General features: G+C 70.3%; 14 protein-coding genes. 4 read left to right on the plus strand and 10 right to left on the minus strand.

The genetic code is table 11. From position 1 onward, the window contains the following. Window positions 1-11: 11 nt before the first annotated feature. From OO70_RS26935 to OO70_RS26945, 3 genes are all read right to left on the minus strand, one after another. Window positions 12-1,676, minus strand: a complete 1,665-nt coding sequence (locus tag OO70_RS26935; RefSeq protein WP_051741646.1) for a sulfatase-like hydrolase/transferase — start codon at window positions 1,674-1,676, stop codon at window positions 12-14. 1,064 nt (window positions 1,677-2,740) lie between these two features. Then, window positions 2,741-4,678: an amylo-alpha-1,6-glucosidase gene (locus OO70_RS26940; protein WP_043676624.1), complete on the minus strand. Its 1,938-nt coding sequence runs from the start codon at window positions 4,676-4,678 to the stop codon at window positions 2,741-2,743. Window positions 4,679-4,738: 60 nt separating this feature from the next. Further along, a complete protein-coding gene (locus tag OO70_RS26945; RefSeq protein WP_051741649.1) occupies window positions 4,739-6,184 on the minus strand; it encodes an MGH1-like glycoside hydrolase domain-containing protein in 1,446 nt (481 codons plus the stop codon). A gap of 120 nt (window positions 6,185-6,304) precedes the next feature. Between OO70_RS26945 and OO70_RS26950 the strand changes: the two genes are divergently transcribed. Together OO70_RS26950 and ppdK are read left to right on the plus strand one after the other, a co-directional pair. Then, complete coding sequence (locus OO70_RS26950) at window positions 6,305-7,507, plus strand: ROK family protein (RefSeq protein ID WP_043676625.1); 1,203 nt, start codon at window positions 6,305-6,307, stop codon at window positions 7,505-7,507. A 405-nt stretch (window positions 7,508-7,912) separates the two neighbouring features. Next, the gene (gene ppdK, locus OO70_RS26955) at window positions 7,913-10,633 is read left to right on the plus strand and encodes a pyruvate, phosphate dikinase (RefSeq protein ID WP_043676626.1); all 2,721 of its coding nucleotides are present in this window, start codon (window positions 7,913-7,915) and stop codon (window positions 10,631-10,633) included. Window positions 10,634-10,793: 160 nt separating this feature from the next. On the opposite strand, the gene OO70_RS26960 is transcribed toward ppdK, so the two are convergent. After that, window positions 10,794-11,633, minus strand: coding sequence for an alpha/beta hydrolase (locus tag OO70_RS26960; RefSeq protein WP_043676627.1), 840 nt, complete (start codon window positions 11,631-11,633; stop codon window positions 10,794-10,796). A 197-nt stretch (window positions 11,634-11,830) separates the two neighbouring features. Here OO70_RS26960 and OO70_RS26965 point away from each other — a divergent pair, with 197 nt between their 5' ends. Beyond that, window positions 11,831-13,033: a PucR family transcriptional regulator gene (locus OO70_RS26965; RefSeq protein WP_063749741.1), complete on the plus strand. Its 1,203-nt coding sequence runs from the start codon at window positions 11,831-11,833 to the stop codon at window positions 13,031-13,033. A gap of 21 nt (window positions 13,034-13,054) precedes the next feature. Here the strand turns inward: OO70_RS26965 and OO70_RS26970 are convergent, their stop codons facing one another. After that, window positions 13,055-13,552, minus strand: coding sequence for an excalibur calcium-binding domain-containing protein (locus OO70_RS26970; protein ID WP_043676630.1), 498 nt, complete (start codon window positions 13,550-13,552; stop codon window positions 13,055-13,057). A 163-nt stretch (window positions 13,553-13,715) separates the two neighbouring features. On the opposite strand from OO70_RS26970, the gene OO70_RS26975 reads away from it, so the two are divergent. Then, a complete protein-coding gene (locus OO70_RS26975; protein WP_043676632.1) occupies window positions 13,716-14,642 on the plus strand; it encodes an oxidoreductase in 927 nt (308 codons plus the stop codon). Window positions 14,643-14,661: 19 nt separating this feature from the next. Here the strand turns inward: OO70_RS26975 and OO70_RS26980 are convergent, their stop codons facing one another. The 5 genes from OO70_RS26980 to nirB form a co-directional block, all read right to left on the minus strand. Next, window positions 14,662-15,450: an SDR family NAD(P)-dependent oxidoreductase gene (locus OO70_RS26980; protein WP_043676634.1), complete on the minus strand. Its 789-nt coding sequence runs from the start codon at window positions 15,448-15,450 to the stop codon at window positions 14,662-14,664. Window positions 15,451-15,521: 71 nt separating this feature from the next. After that, window positions 15,522-16,106 (minus strand): TetR/AcrR family transcriptional regulator, encoded by a 585-nt coding sequence (locus OO70_RS26985; protein ID WP_043676636.1) that lies wholly within the window; start codon window positions 16,104-16,106, stop codon window positions 15,522-15,524. A gap of 68 nt (window positions 16,107-16,174) precedes the next feature. Beyond that, window positions 16,175-17,314, minus strand: coding sequence for an LLM class flavin-dependent oxidoreductase (locus OO70_RS26990; RefSeq protein ID WP_043676638.1), 1,140 nt, complete (start codon window positions 17,312-17,314; stop codon window positions 16,175-16,177). A 222-nt stretch (window positions 17,315-17,536) separates the two neighbouring features. Further along, window positions 17,537-17,905: a nitrite reductase small subunit NirD gene (gene nirD / locus OO70_RS26995; protein WP_043676640.1), complete on the minus strand. Its 369-nt coding sequence runs from the start codon at window positions 17,903-17,905 to the stop codon at window positions 17,537-17,539. Beyond that, window positions 17,902-20,520, minus strand: coding sequence for a nitrite reductase large subunit NirB (gene nirB / locus OO70_RS27000; RefSeq protein ID WP_043676642.1), 2,619 nt, complete (start codon window positions 20,518-20,520; stop codon window positions 17,902-17,904). Before nirB ends, nirD begins: the two co-directional genes overlap by 4 nt. Window positions 20,521-20,725: the final 205 nt, after the last annotated feature.

Consider the following 20,725-nt stretch of genomic DNA (forward strand, 5'->3'; position numbering starts at 1 on the left):
GGTGGGGCTGCTCAGTTGGACTTCGGGTGCGGCGTCGAGCCGTACGCCGTGAGGAACTTGTCGCGGAACGCGCTCATCTTCCACACCGGGGCGTTGTGCGCGGGGCGCAGGCCGTCCGTCCAGTTCCAACTGTCGATCTTCTCAAGGATCTTGGGGTCCTTGGCGACGATCGAGATCGGTACGTCACGGCTGGCGTGGTTGCCGCTGACGCGGGCGATCGGCTGGTGGTCGCCGAGGAAGACGAGCACGGTGTTGTCGTTGCCGTAGCGCTCCAGCCACTGGGTGAGGGAGTTCACCGAGTACTGGATCGACTTGCCGTACTCCTCGCGGGACTTGGTGCTGTTGGCGATGACGTCGGACGCCTTGTTGCCGGCCTTCTGGATCGCGTCGAAGATCGAACCGTTGCCCAGCTGGTCCCACGGGACGAGCTTCGGGATCGGTGCCCAGGGCTGGTGGCTCGAGGTCAGGATGATCATCGACATCAGTGACTTGCCGTCGGCGCGCGGCTTGCTGTGCACCTGCTTCTGGAACTGCTCGAGCGCGTACTGGTCGGGCATCGTCGACCAGCTGAACTTCGGTCCCTTGTAGCCCAGTTGGAAGGCGTTGTAGACCTTATCGAGGCCGTAGAAGCTCTGCTCGGGCCAGCCCTTCTGAATGCCGGGCATCACGCCGACGGTGTCGTAGTCGCCGGTCTTCTTGAAGGCGTCGGTCAGGCTCAGGTGGTCGCTCGCCATCACCGTGCGGTAGCGCTGCTGGTTGCTGACCCACAGGCCCGACATGGTGGTGGAGTGGCCGAGCCAGCTGCTGCCGCCGTACGTCGCCGAGGTCAGCCAGCCGCTCTTCGCGGCGAAGCCCGCCTTCGACAGGGCCTTGGTGTCGGCGGCCAGGGTCTCGTCGACACCGGGCGCCATGATCGGGTCCTCGATCGCGCTCCGGCCGTAGCTCTCGATGAAGGTGAAGATCATGTCCTTGCCGCGCAGGTCCGGGACGAGCTGGCTGCCCGGGGTGTTGCCGAACGCGTCGACCTTCGCGACCTTCTTGAACTCCGCCTCGTCACGCAGCGTTTCCTGCACCGCCCGCACCTGGTACTTGAGGACACCGGCCGTGTGGTCGGCGGCGAGCGGGATGCCGTGGAACTCCAGGGCGAACGCGGAGCAGGTGATCCACACCGTGCCGGCGATCAGGGTGCCCCGGGTCGCGTGGGCCTTGTAGGTGACGAGGACGGTGCTGAGCCGGACCATCGCCAGCGCGACGAGGACGATCAGCACGACGATCAGCGCGATGAGGGCGACCGTGATGAGCTGCGTCGCCGTCCCGCCGAACGTGTCCTTCAGATACCCGCGGGCGTCCCCGAACAGGCTCCAGTCCAGGATGATGTTGAAGTGCCGGCCCAGGTATTCGTTGAAGCCCATGTCGAACATGTTCAGCACGGCGAGGGCCCCGACGAGCGCGCCGAACCCCGCCGCCGCCACGATCCGCGCCCGCCGCGGCAGGCTCAGCAGAACAACCGCCGCCATGATCGCCTCGGCGGGTATCCGCGCGAACTCCATGAGCCGCAACTGGCCCAGCGTGTTCGGCATCTCCAGGCAGATGTACACGAGCACGGCGGCGAGAAACGTGACCACCCAGGAGAGCGTGAGCGCGGCCACGGGGTGCGTCTCGCGCCAGGCCTGCATACGGCGGCGCAGGCCCAGGCGGCTGCTCCAGGTGCGGGGGCCTCGGCGGGTGGGGCGGGGGGTGGTGGGCTCGGCGGGTTCGGGGGTGGCGGCGGCTTGGTCGGTGGTGTCGGATTCGGCTGCGGTGTCCGTGTCGCCGGCCGAGGCGTCGGGTTCGGGGTCGGCTTCGGTCGCCGGGGTGGTCGCGGTGGCGTTCTCGGTGACCTCGGCGTCGGGGTCTGTGGAGTCGGCGGCTTCGGTGTCGTCGGCGTCACCGTCCTCAGCGGTCCGGGGCTCCCCGGCGTCGGACGCGGTGTCGGACGAGGCCACGGGCACGGTGTTGGACGAGGCCGCCGACGCGGCCTCCGCCGGAGTTTCGGACGGTGCGTCCACGGAAGGTTCGGACGCGGTGCCCTCGGCCTGCTCGGTCTCGGCGGCGGGAGTGGAGCCGTGCTTGGTTTCGGCGACTGTGGAGGAGCCGGTGTCGGTCCGCACGCCGAGGGACGGCTCGGCCTCGCGCTCGGCGCCCGTGGGAAGGCCGGAGTCGGTCTCCGCGCCCGCGGAAGGTTCGGTCGCTGTCTCCGCGCCTGCAGAAAGCTCGCCCGCGCTCTCGGTGACCGGAGAAGTCCCGCTGTCGGCTTTGGACTTGGTCTCGGCGCTCGCAGAAGTCGCGGCGCCAACCTCGGACTTGGTCTCGCCGACCGGAGAGGTCTCGCTGTCGGCCTCGGTCCTGCTCTCGCCGCTCGCGGAAGTCCCGGCGCCGGCCTTGGTCTCGGTGCTCGCTGAAGTCACGTCTCCGACCTGGGGCTTGGTCACGAGGCTCGCGGAAGGACCGGCCCCCGGCGCAGCCCCCTCGTCCATGTCCGGCGGCAGTACCTCGCCATCGGCTGCCCCGGCCGTATTCGGTGTCTGGCGTGTGCTCGTGTGCTGAGGCAACCCGAAGGTCCTTCCGTGCGAGGCCCGTGATCGGAGTAGAGGGGCGGTCCGACTGGGGAGGCAGGACCGCCGCTCTTCCGTACGAGTTGCCTCATGCCCCTGTTCACGGAACTGGGCAAACACCCGGCAAACGCCTTATCACCGTTGTGTCACGCGCCCCCGACCGCCGTGAGCAGCGCCAAGGGAGCCGCCGCCGAACGGGACTCCCGCACGCACGCGTGCGGGTACGGAACCGGCTCCGGGTGGGTGCCGCGGCCGTAGCCCGCGAGGACCTCCGGGAGGCGGTGGCCGGTCGCCGTCGCCGCGTCGACCAGCGCGTGGGCGACCGTGCGGGCCTCGTCGTGCAGGCCGTAGCGGGCCAGGCCCAGCGTGATCAGCGCGTTGTCGTGCGGCCAGACCGAACCCCGGTGGTAGGAGAGCGGGTGGTACGCCGCCTGCCCGGAGGCGAGCGTGCGGACTCCCCAGCCCGAGAAGAAGTCCGGTGCCAAGAGCCTGCGGCCGACCAGTTCGCCGTACTCCTTGTCCAGCAGGCCGGACCAGAGCAGATGGCCCGCGTCCGACGCCAGCGCGTCGACCTGGCGGCCCTCGCCGTCCAGTGCCAGCGCCGGGAAGGACTGGTCCCGCATCCAGAAGTCCCGCTGGAAACGGTCCCGCAGGTCGGATGCAGCCTGTTCCAGGAGGGCCGCGTACGTCTCGTCCTCCCATACCGTGCGGGCGAGTTGGGCCGTACGGCGCAGCGCGTCGTACGCGTAGCCCTGGGCCCCCGCCGCCATCACGGGACCGCTTGCGCGGGTGCCGTCGGCCCCGCAGATGGCGCCGGGGGAGTCCTTCCAGTTCTGGTTGGCCAGGCCGCCCTGGTCGGCGCGGTAGACCAGGTAACCGCGCGAGGTCAGGCCGCCGTGGTCCAGCATCCAGCCGATCGCGGCACGGGCGTTGGGCTCCAGGCGGCGGGCCAGGGCAGTGTCGCCGGTCTGCTCGACATACGCGCCGAGCAGTACCAGGAACAGCGGGGTCGCGTCGACCGAGCCGTAGTAACGCCCGTACGGCACCTGTCCGAAGTGCGCCAACTCGCCGTGCCGCACCTCGTGCACGATCTTGCCGGGCTGGGAGACCGACTCCGGGCCCACGGCCGTCGCCTGCGTCGCGGCGAGCGCCGGCAGTGTGGCTGCGGCCAGTTGGGGGCGGTACGGGAGGGCGAAGAGCGAGGTGAGCAGTGCGTCTCTGCCGAGGAGGGTCAGGAACCACGGCGCTCCGGCCGCCGGTACGCGAAGCTCCTCGCCGTCGGGACCCGTCGCCGGGACCTGGAGCGAGGCCAGGTCCGACAGGCCCCGGGCGCAGGCCGCGGCCAACTCCGGCCAGCCGGTGGGGAAGGAGACGCCCTGGACGTACTCGCCCTCCAGCGCGAGGAGTTGCTCGTTCAGCGCGGCCGGTGAGCGCGGTACCCGCAGCGCGCGCTTGTCGCCGTGCGGGCGGGCCATCACGCGCAGCGCCAACTCGGCGGTACCGTGCGGTTCGAGGTCCAGGGTCCATACGAGGCGGCGGGCGCCGGTGCCGGTCTCCTCGACGCCGTCGGGGGCCGGTTCGGCCGTGACCGTCGTACAGGATCGCCATTCGCCGCGCTGGTAGGCGAACTCCACGCCGTCGTCGAGGACTTGGCGGGAGCGGGTGGCGCCGATCTTCGTGTAGGTGCGGTAGTCCGAGCGGAGTTCGAACTGGTCCGTGAAGTCGGCGTCCGCGGTGACCGCGAGCCGGACCGTCGTCGGTACCGGACGGTTGCTGGTCACCTTCAGCGATTCGACGAACGCGCCGTCACCGACGGCCTGTTCGCGGAAGAGCGTGTGCGCGGGCGGCTCCTGTCGGCCACCGCGCGGGACGAGGACACAGCGCGCCATGTCCCCGTCGGCCACCGGCGTGAGGGCCTCCGGCACCGCGCCGTCGACCGTCAACTGCCAACGGCTCAGGTGCCGGGCGTCCCGTACGAATAACCCGTCCGGGGAACTGCCGCCCCGTACGCCGCTGATGTCCCCGCCGTCGCCCACGGCTGCGAACGTCCCGCCGTGCACGAGCAGATGATGCCGGTCCGTCATCCCCGGTCCCCTCCCTTGACTCTCTTGGCGACCTTGACTTCTGTGTCACTGACGTCCGTGTCAGTCACGTGTGCCACTCATGTCGAACGTGCCGAGGCCCGCGCCGGACACGCCGTGCCCGGGGGGCTCGTGAAGCAGATCGAGGGTCAGCGCGGCGGTCCAGCTGAAGCCGGTCGCGCCGCACGCCTCGCCGTCGTACGGGTCGACGTACTCGGCGAAGTCGGTGGCGTCGGCGGTCGCCAGGACCGCCTCGCGCAGGGCGTCCGCCCGCTTCTGCTCGCCGTGCAGCCGCAGACCCCGCTCCAGCAGCCAGCTCGTGTTGAACCAGGCCGGCCCGCGCCAGTACCGGTGCGGATCGAACGCCTCGCCCAACAGGTCGTAGCTGGGCGGGAGTTGGGTGGTGTCGCCGAGCCCGAAGTGCGGGCCGGACGCCGTACGGACGAGGGCGTCGGTGATGTCCCGGGGCAGGTCGGGGAGAAGGAGCGGGATCAGGCCGGAGACGCTGCGCTCGGGGATGAGACCTCCACCCCTTACGTCACGGCAGAAGAACATGCCCTCCGCCGGGTCCCACAGCCGCTCGACCAGCACCCCCGTCAGCCGCTCCGCGCGCGCGTGCCGGGCCGTGCCGGTCGCGCCCAACTCCCGGGCGATACGGGCCAGTGCGTGCTCGGAGGCGATGAGCAGGGCGTTGAAGGACGGGTCCTCCACCGCGAACTCGCTTGCCCCGGCCCCGTATCTCCCGCCCAGCCCATCCCTGTATTCACCGTCCCGGTAGTCCGTCGCGAGGCGTACGTAACGGCCGTAGTCGAGGTCCGTGGGCCGGTCCTCGGCCGCTCCGTGGTCGAGGTCCGCGCGGCGGAAGGAACGGGCCGGGGCGGGCGTGATCCGGCTCAACGGGGCATCCCAGCAAGGGCTGTTGTCCATACCCTGTTCCCAGGGGTGCACGACGGACGCGAGCCCGCCCCCGCCCAGGTCCCGCCGGTGCAGCAGATAGCGGTGCCAGGCGGCCAGCCGGGGATACACCCGGGAGAGGAAGCCACGCGCGCGGGAGAGGCCCGGGTCGGCGCAGTGCACCAGCCAGGCCGCGAGCGCGTGCACCGGTGGCTGCACGATGCCCGAGGTCTGTACGGTGCGCGGGGCGCCCGCAGCGCGCCCCGCGGTCGAGGAGCGCCAGAAGTCGGGGCTCGGGAAGTACGCGTCGAGCGGTACGGAGGGGTTGAAGACGATGTGCGGGATACGGCCGTCGCCCCACTGGGCGGCGAGCAGCGTCTCCAGCTCCGTCTGTGCCCGCAGCGGCGACAGGTGCCGCAGACCGATCGCGATGAACCCGGAGTCCCAGGACCACTGGTGCGGATACAGACCACGGGAGGGGACCGTTGAGGTTCCCGTCCAGTTCCCTTCGAGGACGGCAGCCGCCCTGAGGTGCAGCGAACCTGACAAAGACGGCGGATCGTATACGAGGTGGTGCTCCACCGGGAGGGCTGTGAGCTGGGCAGTGCGATCCACTCGGGACTCCACGAAACACATCGTGCCGACCGGTTCGGTCATGGCTACCGTAGGGTTACGTCTATTTAACACGCAAAACTCAATATGTAATGCAGGGTTGAGAAACACAAGGGGGTGCGCATGACTGGACGAGGTCAAGCGAGCGCCGGCGATCTGCTCGAACTGGTGCGCACCGGGCGCGCCACGACCCGCGGCGCCCTCCAACAAGTGACGGGCCTCTCACGCGCGACCGTCGGCCAGCGCCTGGACCGGCTCTTCCGCGCGGGCTGGCTGCGCGAGGGCGCGGGCGGTCCGGTGGATTCCCCGCAGGGCGGCCGCCCCTCGATCACCCTCGAATTCGACGACGCCCATGCCGTAGTCCTCGCGGCGGACCTGGACACCCGCCACGCGCGCGCGTGCGTCCTCTCGCTCTCCGGCGAGATCCTCGCGGAGCACGGCGGCACGCTGGTCGTCGAGGACGGCCCGGACGCCGTACTGGGCGAACTCGGCCGCTGGTTCGCCGAACTCCTGGAGAAGGCCGGACATCAGCCGTCCGAGGTCTGCGGGATCGGTCTCGCCGTCCCCGGCCCGGTCGACAGCGAGACCGGCCGCGTCGTCCAGCCGCCGATGATGCCCGGCTGGGACGGCTACGACATACGAGGCCGCCTGGCACGCGCCTTCACCGAACAGACCGGCGCCCCCCGGGTCCCGGTCCTGGTCGACAACGACGCCAACCTCATGGCCTACGGCGAACAGCGCACCGGACACCCCGACTGCTCGGCCTTCGTCCTGGTCAAGGTGTCGACCGGTATCGGCGCCGGAGTCGTCGTCGGCGGTTCCATCTTCCGGGGGATCGACGGGGGCGCGGGCGACATCGGCCACATCCGCATCCCGGCGGGCGCGCAGGCACTGTGCCGTTGCGGGTCCTACGGCTGTCTCGCCGCCGTCGCCAGCGGTGGCGCCGTGGCGCGGCGGCTGGCCGAGACCGGGGTGCCCGCGGCGTCCGGCTCGGATGTGCGGGACCTGCTGGCGTCGGGGCATCCCGGAGCGGCCGCGTTCGCCCGCGAGGCGGGACGGCAGGTCGGGGACGTCCTGGCGACCGTGGTGACACTGCTCAACCCCGGGGTGCTGATGATCGCGGGAGACCTGGCAGGCACCTCCTTCCTCACCGGCGTACGAGAGTTGCTGTACCAGCGGGCGCTGCCGCGCTCCACCGCTCATCTGCACGTGCTGACCTCACGGCTCGGCGAGCGGGCCGGGCTCATAGGGGCGGGGGCGCTGGTCGTGGAGTACCTGTACGCGCCCGAGCGGGTCGAGGAACGGCTGCTCGCGCTGGGCATGTGACGTTCACATTTCCGTCCGGAGACTCGTCCGCATGGTGAAATCCGGCCGGGTGTGGAAGCGTGATTCTCGCCACCTTTGATAAGGGTGGCGCTCAGGTGAGCGGATCTTGCGCGGCTGCACTTCTCCAAGGGGTGGCACTCCGTGCCACCCCTTGATCGTTCATCGATCGAAAACAGGAGAGCCGCAACCCGCTCAAGTGAGCGCATAATCGCGCCCCTGGAGGGCGCCGCGTTCAAGAAGTGAAAACATCCGGCGGTGTTCGCTTGCCGAGCTTTGACTTTCGATCCGCTGGCGGACGACCGGTTACGGACGCATGACATGCAAGTGGACGTACCCAGACGCCTTCGATCTGGGTATGTTCCTGGCCGTCAGGGCAGCCGTCGAGTCCTCGAGGAGTCGAGACCCGTGTCGGAAAACAAAGAACCCCACGTAGCGAAGTTCGTCTACGACTTCACCGAGGGAAACAAGGACCTCAAGGATCTCCTCGGCGGCAAGGGCGCGAACCTCGCCGAGATGACGAACCTGGGCCTTCCCGTGCCCCCCGGCTTCACCATCACCACCGAGGCGTGCAAGACCTACCTCGACAGTGGCGAGGAGCCGGCGGCACTGCGTGACGAGGTGAGTGCACACCTCGACGCCCTCGAAGCGACCATGGGCAAGCAGCTCGGGCAGGCCGACAACCCCCTCCTCGTATCCGTCCGTTCCGGGGCGAAGTTCTCCATGCCCGGCATGATGGACACCGTCCTGAACATCGGCCTCTCCGACAAGTCCGTGCAGGGCCTGGCGAAGCAGGCCGGCGACGAGCGCTTCGCGTGGGACTCGTACCGCCGCCTCATCCAGATGTTCGGCAAGACCGTCCTCGGCGTCGACGGCGACCTCTTCGAGGAGGCCCTCGACAAGGCCAAGGAGATCAAGAAGGTCACGGTCGACACCGAACTGGACGCGGCCGACCTGAAGAAGCTGGTCACCCGCTTCAAGCGGATCGTCAAGACCGAGGCGGGCCGCGACTTCCCGCAGGACCCGCGCGAGCAGATGGACCTCGCCATCCACGCGGTCTTCGACTCCTGGAACACCGACCGCGCCAAGCTCTACCGCCGCCAGGAACGCATCCCGCACGACCTCGGCACGGCGGTCAACGTCTGCTCAATGGTCTTCGGCAACCTGGGCCCCGACTCGGGTACCGGCGTCGCCTTCACCCGCGACCCGGCAAGCGGCCACCAGGGCGTCTACGGCGACTACTTGCAGAACGCGCAGGGTGAGGACGTCGTCGCGGGCATCCGGAACACCGTGCCCCTCGCGGAACTCGAGCAGATCGACAAGGCGTCGTACGACCAGCTCATGCAGATCATGAAGACCCTGGAGAACCACTACAAGGATCTCTGCGACATCGAATTCACCATCGAGCGCGGGCAGTTGTGGATGCTCCAGACGCGGGTGGGGAAGCGGACGGCGGGTGCGGCCTTCCGTATCGCGACCCAACTCGTCGACCAGGGGCTCATCGACGAGGCGGAGGCCCTCCAGCGGGTCACCGGCGCCCAGTTGGCGCAGCTGATGTTCCCGCGCTTCGACGACGAGGCGAAGGTCCAGCAGGTCGGCCGGGGCATCGCGGCCTCGCCGGGTGCGGCGGTCGGCAAGGCGGTCTTCGACTCGTACACGGCGGTGAAGTGGTCGCGTTCGGGCGAGAAGGTCATCCTGGTCCGCCGCGAGACCAACCCCGACGACCTCGACGGCATGATCGCGGCGGAGGGCATCCTCACGTCCCGCGGCGGCAAGACGTCCCACGCGGCCGTCGTGGCGCGGGGCATGGGCAAGACGTGTGTCTGCGGCGCGGAGGAGCTGGAGGTCGACACCAAGCGGCGCCGGATGACGGTGCCGGGTGGTCACGTGGTCGAGGAGGGCGACGTGATCTCCATCGACGGGTCCAGCGGCAAGGTGTACCTCGGTGAGGTCCCGGTGGTTCCGTCCCCGGTCGTTGAGTACTTCGAGGGTCGGATGCACGCGGGTGCCGACGACGCCGACGAGTTGGTCGAGGCGGTCCACCGGATCATCGGATACGCGGACCGCGTACGCCGGTTGAGGGTGCGCGCCAACGCGGACAACGCCGAGGACGCGCTGCGCGCCCGCCGCTTCGGGGCGCAGGGCATCGGGCTGTGCCGTACGGAGCACATGTTCCTCGGCGACCGCCGGGAGTTGGTGGAACGCCTGATCCTGGCGGACACGGACACCGAACGCGAGGAATCCCTCAAGGCGCTTCTCCCGCTCCAGAAGGCGGACTTCGTCGAGCTGTTCAAGGCGATGGACGGACTCCCGGTCACCGTCCGCCTGTTGGACCCGCCGCTGCACGAATTCCTGCCGGACATCACGGAGTTGTCGGTCCGCGTCGCGCTGGCGGAGTCCCGCCAGGAGTCCCACGAGAACGACCTGCGCCTGCTCCAGGCGGTCCACCGCCTGCACGAGCAGAACCCGATGCTGGGCCTGAGGGGCGTGCGCCTGGGCCTGGTCATCCCCGGCCTGTTCACCATGCAGGTGCGGGCGATCGCCGAGGCGGCGGCCGAACGCAAGGCGGCGAAGGGTGACCCGCGCGCCGAGATCATGATCCCGCTCGTCGGCACGGTCCAGGAGCTGGAGATCGTCCGCGAGGAGGCCGACCAGGTCATCGCCGAGGTCGAGGCCGCTACTGGCACTTCGCTGAAGCTGTCGATCGGCACGATGATCGAACTCCCGCGCGCCGCACTGACGGCAGGCCAGATCGCGGAGGCGGCGGAGTTCTTCTCCTTCGGCACGAACGACCTCACGCAGACGGTCTGGGGCTTCAGCCGCGACGACGTCGAGGCTTCGTTCTTCACGGCCTACCTGGAGAAGGGCATCTTCGGCGTCAGCCCCTTCGAGACGATCGACCGCGACGGCGTCGGCTCCCTGGTGAAACTCGCCGCGAAGGCCGGCCGCGAGACCCGCCCCGACCTCAAGCTCGGCGTCTGCGGCGAACACGGCGGCGACCCCGAGTCGGTCCACTTCTTCCACGAGGTGGGACTGGACTACGTGTCGTGTTCGCCGTTCCGGATTCCGGTGGCGCGGCTGGAGGCGGGGCGGGCGGCTTCGGTGGCGCAGGGGAGCGATCACCGCTGACAGACCTCCGGGACCGCCGTCGGTCATCCTGACCCTCACCGGCCTGACGGCGGTCGCGGACCGCGAAAGAGGGCGGCACCCCTGTGCGGGGGGTGCCGCCCTCTGGCGTCGGCCGTCGTGTCACCGGGTCCGGCTCAGCGGTGTTCGTCAGTGGTGTTCCTCAGTCGTGTTCCTTCAGGAAGGCCAGGGCCGCTTCGGCGACGTCCTGCCAGCCGCTGTCGAAGACCAGCGAGTGACCGCGGTTCGGGATCTCCCGGATGGCGGTGGGCGCGGTGTTGCGCTTCTGCTTCTTGTAGGAGGCGTTGGCGATCGCCGACGGTGCGATGTGGTCCTTCTCGCCGGTGATCAGCAGCATCGGGCCGCGCCGCGGGTTCTTCGTGTCGACCTTGATCTCGGTGAACGGGTTGATGTTCGCGGTGGCGGCCTGGAACAGCGGAATCCCGGAACCGGCCACGGGATACGTCTCGTACAGCCGCTTGGCCTCGCTCTCTCCCACCGCGTTGGCGAACGAGTAACGGAACTGCTCGTAGGTCAGCGTGACGGACCGCCGGTAGTTGGCCGGGTTGCCCAGCACCGGCAGCCCCGACCTGAGCGAGGACAGCGGCAGCGGCAGCACCCCGCGGAACGGCGCCGAGTCCATCGGCACCGAGACCGTCGCCAGTCCGCGCCCGGCCAGTTGCTGGGTGATCAGGCCGCCGAAGGAGTGGCCGATGACCGCCGGGGGCCTGCTGAGCGCGCCGATCGCCTCGGCCATGTGGTCGGTGACCTGCTTGACGCTCTTGCCGGCGAACACCTCGGGGTTCGCCCGGGCCTGGGCGACGGTCTCCGGGTCGTCCGGCCAGCCCGGGGCAAGCGTGGCGTAGCCGTTCTCCTCGAAGAACACCCGCCACGGTTGCCAACTGGACGCCAGCATCCACAGTCCGTGCACGAACACGACCGGCTTGAGGCCCGACGCGTTCGCCTGGGCGATCTCCTGCCGCTCGCGTGGGGTCAGGCTCATCGGCGTGCCACCTTTCTCATCAGGAGTCCCTCGGGTGTCCTCAGAGGGCCCCTTCATCCTGGGCTCGGAGCCGGGCCCGGGTCGATGTCCGGGGCTACACGAGTGCCCTGGCTGGATTGTTCCGAAGGACAATGAGGATGCCGTACGGAGGTCGGTTCCCAGGCAATTCGCGGGTCTACGGCAACTACGGTTGGCGTATGGAACATTCAGCGCCCGACCCCATGGGCGCACAGGTCGCACTGCTGGGCGCTCGGATGCTGGAGCGGGCCGGTGAACTGGCCGACGAGATGGTCGAGCGGATCCGGGCGGCCGTGCCGGTCTACCGGAGCGACGACGTGATCACGGTCGCGGAACTGCGGCGCACCTGTCTGGCGAACATCGACTTCGTCTTCGGCCCGATGGGCCACGCCCCGGCACTCTCCTCACCGGAGTCCCGTGACAACGGCCGACGGCGCGCACAGGCCGGAGTCCCCCTCACCGCGGTGATGGAGGCGTACCGCGTATCCGCCCGGTTCCTGTGGGAACGCCTGGCCGAACCCGCCGCCACCGGCGAAGTCGCCCCCGAGGCCGCCCTCCGCGCCGCCTCCGAGATGTGGCTCGTGCTCGACACCTTCACCCAGGAGATGGCCGACGGCTACCGCGAGGAGGTCACCTCCCAGACCCTCAGCCGCGAAGCCGAACGCTCGGCCGTACTGCAGGCGCTCCTCGAAGGCCGCCTGGGCGACGCCGACGTGTACGAGGCCGTCGGCATCCTGCGACTGCCGACACAGGGTCCCTATGTGGTCGTCGCGGCCCAGGTGCCGGAGGCCGGACGCCACGCGTTCGCGCGCGCCGAGGACCTGTTGCGACCGCTCGGCGTGGCCTCCGCGTGGCGACTGCTGCACGACGCCGAGGTCGGCATCGCACGACTGCCCGGCACCCACCCCCGTGTCGCGGCCCTCGCCGACGCCCTGGAGGCCGCCACCGAGGGCCACATCGGGATCAGCCCTCCCTACCCCGACCTGCGTGGAACCGCCGAGGCCCTGAAGCTGGCCCGGATCGCCCTGCGTGGCGCGTACGACGGCCGGCGGGTCACCGTCTTCGACCGGGACCCGCTGGCCGTCGCGGCAGCCGGCGCCCCCCAGGTCATGCGCACCGTCGCCCGCGCCACCCTCGGCACGCTCGACCAGGTCACCGACCGCGACCGCGCCCTGCTGCTCGACACCTTCGGCGCCTGGCTCGACGCCGACGGCTCCGCCGACCGTGCCGCCGTCGCCCTGTTCTGCCACCCGAACACCGTCCGGCACCGCCTGCGCCGACTTCAGGAACACACGGGCCGGTCCCTGTCCCAACCCCGTGAACTGGCCGAACTCACCCTCGCGTTCGAGATCGACCGCCGGATCACGGACCCCGCGCACTGAGTCGCTACGACGGTTCAGTGCTCACTCGCAGGCGACCCCGTCCCCGTCCCGGTCGAGGTGGGAGTCGTAGCCGGGATCGCCGCGGTGGAGGGGCGTGACGCCGGCGGCGCGGGCCTCGGTGCAGTTGGTGTAGTAGACGCTGCCGCCGCCGGAGTCGCTGCCACCGGAACCGGAACTGGAACCGGAGCCTGAGCCGCTTCCCGCCGCGGCCGCCGCGGTGACCGTCCTGGTGACCTTGACGGTCTTCGTGGCGGCCACCGTGGGTGCGGGCGCCGGGGTGACCGTCTCCGTCGTGGTCGCCGTGACGGTCATCGTCGGCTGCGGCTTGGCCGCCGCGGGCTTCGCGTCGCTCGCCGTGTCCTTCTTCGTGTCCTGGCCGGACGCGCCGATACCGGCGCCGAGGAAGAGGGCCAGCGCGAGCGCGGGGAGCACGTATCGCTTCCTGGCCCAGCGGGGTGCGGGCCGGACGGGCTCCGGCTGGGGCCGTGGCATGGGTGGCCTGGCGTATGGATGGGTCATCTCGTCCCCCTGTGTCCGGTGAGACATGGACCGTATTGCCCCGGTGAGGGATGTGAAGAAGGAGTGACCATCTCGTGATGGACATGTCGCGCGCTGTGACCGGAGCGCCGCCGCGCCGCCTCTCGTACGCTGAGACTCCACCCGCTCACGGAGGGACCTGCCCATGTCCGGCTGGAACGAGAAGGCGATCCCCGACCAGCGCGGCCGGGTCGCCGTCGTCACCGGGGCCAACAGCGGGCTCGGCTACGTCACCGCGCGGGAGTTGGCCCGCAAGGGCGCCCGGGTCGTGCTCGCCTGTCGCAGCGAGGTGCGGGGGAGTGCGGCCGCCGACCGGATCGTGGCCGAAGTGCCGGGCGCCGAGGCCCAGTTCGGACGGCTGGACCTCGGGGACCTGGCCTCCGTACGGGAGTTCGCGGCAATATTCCCGTACGAGCGGCTCGATCTGCTCGTCAACAACGCCGGGGTCATGGCGATGCCGTACGGCACGACGGTGGACGGCTTCGAGACGCAGTTCGGGGTCAATCACCTGGGGCACTTCGCGCTCACCGGGCTGCTGCTGCCGGCGCTGCTCGACGCTCCCGACGCCCGGATCGTCACGCTCTCCAGCTTCATGCACGCGCTCGCCAACATCGACATCGACGACCTCAACAGCGAGCGCCGGTACAGCCGTTGGACCGCGTACTCCCGGTCCAAGACCGCCAACCTCCTCTTCACACACGAGCTGGCGCGGCGGCTCGCGGCGGCCGGTTCGGGGGTGATCGCGACCGCCGCCCACCCCGGGTACGCCGCCACCAACCTCCAGACCGCCGGGCCGCAGGCCGAGGGACGCCGGGGTACGGAACGGCTCATGGAACTCGGCAACCGAGTCTTCGCCCAGCCTGCCGAGGCCGGCGCGCTGCCCTCCCTCTACGCTGCGACCGCCCCCGACGTACGCCCCGACTCCTTCTTCGGCCCCCGCATCGCGATGTGGCGCGGAGCACCGGCACCGTCCTGGCGGGCACCCTGGACCCGCAACGACCCGATGGGGCAACGGCTTTGGGCTGCCTCGGAGGAGCTGACGGGAGTCGTGTACGACCAACTCAAGGCGTGAGCCACCGAGTTGCCGGTCCTCATGCCGTCGCTCCGCTGTCCACCACCAGGTCCGTGCCCACCACCGACGCCGCGTCGTCCGAGGCCAAGTAGAGGACGGCGGCGGCCACTTCGGACGTGGCGGAGATACGGCCCAGCGGAAGCGTGGCCTTCACTCGCTCGGCGCGGTCGGCCTCCGTCTCACCGGCGCGCAGGGACATGGGGGTGTCGGTGGCGCCGGGGCTGACCACGTTGATACGGATGCCCTCGCGGATGTGGTCCACGGCGGCACCCTTGCTGAGCACGGCCACGGCGGCCTTGGACGCGGCGTAGGCGGCGGCCCCGGGGCTGCTTGTGTGCACGCCGAAGGTGGACGCCACGTTGACGATCGCGCCGCCGGACGGCTGGACGCGCATCTGGCGGATCTGGGCCTGGAGGGCGAGGAAGATTCCGGTGACATTGATGTCGAGCTGCGTGCGCCAGTCCTCCTCCGTGAGGTCTGCGAGAGGGCGTCCGCCTCGGAAGATCCCCGCGTTGTTGACGGCCACGTCGAGTGAGCCGTACCGGTCGACGGCTGCCTGCACCAGGGCGTGGGCGTCGGTGGCCTGCGACACATCGGCGCTCACCGCGAGGGCCTTCCCGCCGCCGATCCCGGCCTCCGCCTCGATCAGGGCGACCGTCTCGTCGAGCGGTTCCCGCCTTCGCCCTGCTACGACGACATTCGCCCCCTCCGCCGCGAACGCGAGGGCGATCGCCCGCCCGATACCGGACCCGGCTCCGGTGACGAGCGCGGTCCTGCCGGAGAAGCGGTTGCTGAAGCGGGTGCTCATGAACGGGCCTCTTTCTTGACCGATCGGTTCAATATGAGGGCGCGAGGAAGCGCCTTGAGCGGAACGGAGTCTCAGTCGAGCAGCGTCAACGCCTGTTCCGCCGCGTCCCGCACCCGCGCCGGGTCCCCGGACGCCCTGCCGACCACCCGCAGCCCCTGCATCAGCACCAGCAGCATGCGCGCGAGGGCGAGCGGATCGCGGTCGGCGGGCAACTCGCCCTGTGCCTGGGCCCGCACCAGCGCCGAGCGCAACACGGCCTCCAACTGGTCCCAGTTGCGCTCGACCAGCCGGGTCGCGGCCGTGTCGTGCGGGGCGAGTTCGGCCGCGGTGTTGGTCACCAGGCAGCCCAGCGACCGGAGTTGCTCGTTCGCCGCCTCGGCCGCGTACCGCCGGACGATCGCCCGCACGGGCGGCAGTGCGGGGCCCGGCTGGGACAACTCGCGGACCATCGGCGTGAGTCCGGCCCGGTCGTAGCTCTCCAGTGCCTTCAGATACAGCTCGTGCTTGTTGCCGAAGGTCGCGTAGATGCTGGCCCGCCCGATGCCGAGGTGTTCGACGAGGTCGGACATCGACGTCGCCTCGTAGCCGCGCCGCCAGAACAGCTCCAGGGCTGCCCGCAGCGCGGCCTCGGGGTCGAACTCCTTGGTCCTGGCCATGTCCAGCAGGCTAGGCTTAACGGGAACGATCAGTCAAGAAAGCCTGCCTGCATAAGAGGGTGCGCCGGTCACGCGAACTCGGGAATCAGCTCGCCCACCCGCCGGATGCTGTCCAGCACCCGCTCGTGCGGGATCGCCCCCACCTGCTGGAAACACATCAGCCGGTCGATGCCCGCGTCGGCGTACGCCCGCAGCTTCTTGCGGCAGGTGTCGGGGCTGCCGACGATCAGGGAGTCCTGCGCCATCAGTGCCTCGAACAGCTCGTCCTCCGGGACCGTCTCGCCCTGGAGGACGCGGCCGATGGCGAGTTGGGCCGCGTTGGGGGCCGCGTCGGCCTCGTCGCGCAGGAACGCGCCGGTCAGGCCGCCGCCGGTCGGGTCGGCCAGGATGCCCTGCTGGATCGTCATCGTCTCCACGAACGCCTCGGCCGCCTCGAAGAAGGTGAGTGCCCGGGCGGTGTACCAGGCCGCCGCCGCTGCCGCGCCGGACCGCAGCGCCTCCTCGTCGGTCTCCGCGCAGTGGACGAACGTGAAGAACGCGATCTGGTCGTTGACGAAGGCGCCGACCGGTCGCTCGCAGTCGGCCACCGCCTCCCGGTACAGCTCGACCAGCCGGGCCACCCGGGTCAGCGGCTCCCAGAGGGTGGTGCCCAGGACGCCCACTCCGCGCCGGCCCGCCTCCTCGAACGACGCCGGGCTGGAGGCCGCCTGCCACAGGGGCGGGTGCGGTTGTTGGAGCGGCGCGGGGACCAGGGGCTGGTCGCCGTCGCCGGTCCACAGGCGGGGTATTTCCTCGAAGGCCCGCTGGGTCTGGGCGCGGGCGCCCGCCGGGTCCACGCCGAACATGCGCCACTCGGGCGCCGTCGAGCGGGTCAGGCCCAGCTCCACCCGGCCGCCGCTCAACTGGTCCAGCCAGGCGGCCCGTTCGGCGACCCGCCTCGGGTGGTTGATCTCGGCCGGTGCCAGTACGGCCGCGTGCCCGAGCCGTATCCGGGACGTGCGCTGCGACAGCGCCGCCAGCAGCAGCTCCGGCGCCGAGCTGAGGCTGAACTCCGCCGCGCCGTGGTGCTCCACCTGCCACCAGCAGTCGTACCCCAACTCGTCGGCGAGCACGGCCTGTTCGACCGCCTCGGTGATCCGCCGGTGTTCGTGGTCCTCGGTCGCCCACGGCCTGGGGTCCTGGATCTCGCTGAACATGTCGAGCTTCACGTGCCGAACTGCCCTTCTCTCCGGCCGACTTGTGATGGGAAGCGCTCCCACGCGGCCGGATCAGATTGTCAGGGAAGTGTGTTACGAGCGTGATGTTCCTCTGTGAGGCTCATGTGCAGGTCGTGGGTCAGAGCGACCGGTCCCGCCGCAGTGACGCCACCAGCAACTCGGTGAACCGTGTCGCCGACCAGGACGGCCGGCGCCCCGTCGCCTCCTACGTCGTCACCCCGCCCGCACCTCGTACGTCGCCACCCGCACCGACGCGTCGTCCAGGCACTCCCCGGAGACCAGGTCGAACCGCTGCTTGAGCAGCGGCGACGCGACGAACGGGCGGCCCTGGTGGGTGCCGGTGAGGCCGCGGGAGAGGACCGCCGCGCCGCTGAACGGGTCGCGATTGTCGATGCCGTAGAGGCTGCCGGAGCGGTCGCGGAAGAGGGCGACCTGGCGGCCGTCGGGCAGCAGGGCCGCCACCCCGCGGCCGGGGACGAGCAGGTTCAGGTCGCAGACCGTGAACCAGACCTCGTTCTCGGAGTCTTCGGAGTCCAGCCGTAGTTGGACCTTCAGGTCGGTCGTCTCGGGAGCCAGGGTCATCGCTGGGCGCTTCCTTCCAGGACGTCTGCGGGCTGCTGGGGCCGCCGCATGCCGATGGTCAGCAGGGGCAGGTCGGGCTTGATCTGGTCGCGCTCGGGGATGAAGCCGACGACCGGGTCCGGGGTGTCGGGCGCGTTCACGAAGGACACGAACCGGGCCAGCCGCTCGGGGTCGTTGATGGTCTCGGCCCACTCGTCGCGGTACCCGGCGACATGCGCGGCCATCAACGACTCCAGCTCCTCGCAGATGCCGAGCGAGTCCTTCACGACCACGTCCCTGATGTGGTCGAGGCCGCCCGGAATCCGCTCCAGCCACACGCTCGTGCGCTCCAGCCGGTCGGCCGTACGGATGTAGAACATCAGGAACCGGTCGATGAGACGCACCAGTTCGGCATCGCTCAAGTCCTGTGCCAGCAGGTCCGCGTGGCGCGGGGTCGCGCCGCCGTTGCCGCCGACGTAGAGGTTCCAGCCGTTGGCGGTGGCGATGACGCCGAAGTCCTTCGACTGGGCCTCGGCGCACTCGCGGGCGCAGCCGGACACCGCCGACTTGAGCTTGTGCGGGGAGCGCAGGCCCCGGTAGCGCAGCTCCAGGTCGATCGCCATCCGGACGGAGTCCTGGACGCCGTAGCGGCACCAGGTCTGGCCGACGCAGGACTTCACCGTGCGCAGGGCCTTTCCGTACGCGTGGCCGGACTCGAAGCCCGCGTCCACCAACCTCGCCCAGATCAGGGGGAGTTGCTCCACCCGCGCGCCGAAGAGGTCGATGCGCTGGCCGCCGGTGATCTTGGTGTAGAGGCCGAAGTCCCGGGCCACCTCGCCGATCACGATGAGTTTCTCGGGGGTGATCTCGCCGCCGGGGATGCGCGGCACGATCGAATAGGAGCCGTTCTTCTGGAGGTTGGCGAGGAAGTGGTCGTTGCTGTCCTGGAGGGCCGCCTGCTCGCCGTCGAGGACATAGCCGCTCGCGCCGATCGTCGGGGCGAGGGACGCGATGATGGAGGCGACCGTCGGCTTGCAGATCTCGCAGCCGTCGCCGCCCCGGGCGCCCTCACGGCCGTAGCGGTCCAGCAGATCCTGGTAGGAGTTGATGCGCAGCGCGAGGGCGATCTCGTACAACTCCTCGCGGGTCTGCGCGAAGCAGCCGCACAGGCCCTTGTCGACCTCGACGCCGTTCGCCTCCAGCTCGGCGGTGACCAGCTGGCCGAGCACCTTGACGCAACTCCCGCAGCCGGTACCGGCCTTGGTGCACTTCTTCACCTCGGGCACGCTCGTGCAGGAGTGGTCCGTCACCGCGCCGCGGATCGTGCCCTTGGTGACGTTGTGGCAGGAGCAGATCACCGCCTCGTCGGGCAGCGCCGAGGGGCCGAGCTGGACGGCGCCCCCCGAACCGGCCGGCAGCACCAACTGCTCGGGGGAGACCGGCGGTACGGACCCCGTGAACGCGCGCAGCGTGCCGTACGCGTCCGCGTCGCCGACCAGGATGCCGCCCAGCAGCTCGCCGCCCCGCCCGATCACCAGCTTCTTGTACGTGCCGGCCCGCGCGTCGGAGTAGACGACGTCGAGGCAGTCGGCGGTGGTGCCGTGCGCGTCACCGAAGGACGCCACGTCCACGCCGAGCAGCTTCAGCTTCGTCGACAAGTCGGCGCCGGTGAACGCCGATTCGTCCCGCGCGATGGTCGCGGCGACGGTCTCCGCCTGCTCGTATCCGGGCGCCACCAACCCGTACACCCGGCCGTCCGCCGCCAGCGCGCACTCGCCGATCGCGAACACGTGCGGGTCGGTGACCGTACGGCACTGCTCGTCGACCGCGATGCCACCGCGCTCACCGACCGACAGGCCGCAGGAACGGGCGAGTTGATCGCGGGGGCGGACCCCGGCGCTGAACACCACCATGTCCGTGGCGAGTTCGGAGCCGTCCGACAGCTTCATGCCGGTCACCGCGCCGTCCGCGTCGGCGAGGATCTCCTGCGTACCGGTCCCCGTGTGGACCGTAAGACCCATGTCCTCGATCGTGCGCAGCAGGGCCGCGCCACCGCCCTCGTCGACCTGCACCGGCATCAGCCGGGGCGCGAACTCCACGATGTGCGTGGCCAGTCCGAGCCCCTTGAGCGCACCGGCGGCCTCGAGACCGAGCAGCCCACCACCGACCACGGCACCCGTCGTCGCCCGTGACCTGGCGTACTCCTCGATCGCGAGCAGGTCCTCGATCGTGCGGTAGACGAAACAGCCGTCGGAGTCCTTGCCCGGAACGGGCGGCACGAACGGATAGGAGCCGGTGGCGAGGACGAGCGTGTCGTACTCAACGGTCAGGCCCGAGCGCGCGGTTACGGTCCGCGCCGCCCGGTCGACCGTCTCCGCCGGGTCGCCGATGTACAGCTCGATCCCGTGGTCCTTGATGAACTCCGGGTCCGTGAGCGAGAGTTCCTCGGGTGTGCGGCCCGAGAAGTACGCGGTCAGCTGGACGCGGTCGTACGCCGGACGCGGCTCCTCGCACAGCACGACCACGCGGTGTGTCGCGGTCAGGCCGCGCTCGGCGAGCGCTTCGAGGAAGCGCTGTCCGACCATGCCGTGGCCGACGAGCACGATGGTGGGCACCACACGCGGATTCGAGGTCATGCCCAGGAGCCTGCGACGCCGGTGTTACCCGACCGCATCACACCTGTTTCCCGCGCGGAACGCTGCCCTCAGCGGGAGCGCGCGGGGGGTGTGAGGGTTCGGGGTGCGCGCCGGGGGAGCAGTGTGAGGTTCGGTTAACCGAACCCCCGGGTCCCGTGCAGGCACCATCGTGTACAGCGGGCGGCGGCGGAAAGCTGGAGGCATC

The sequence above is a fragment of the Streptomyces xylophagus genome, assembly GCF_000716435.1.
GTDB lineage: Bacteria > Actinomycetota > Actinomycetes > Streptomycetales > Streptomycetaceae > Streptomyces > Streptomyces xylophagus.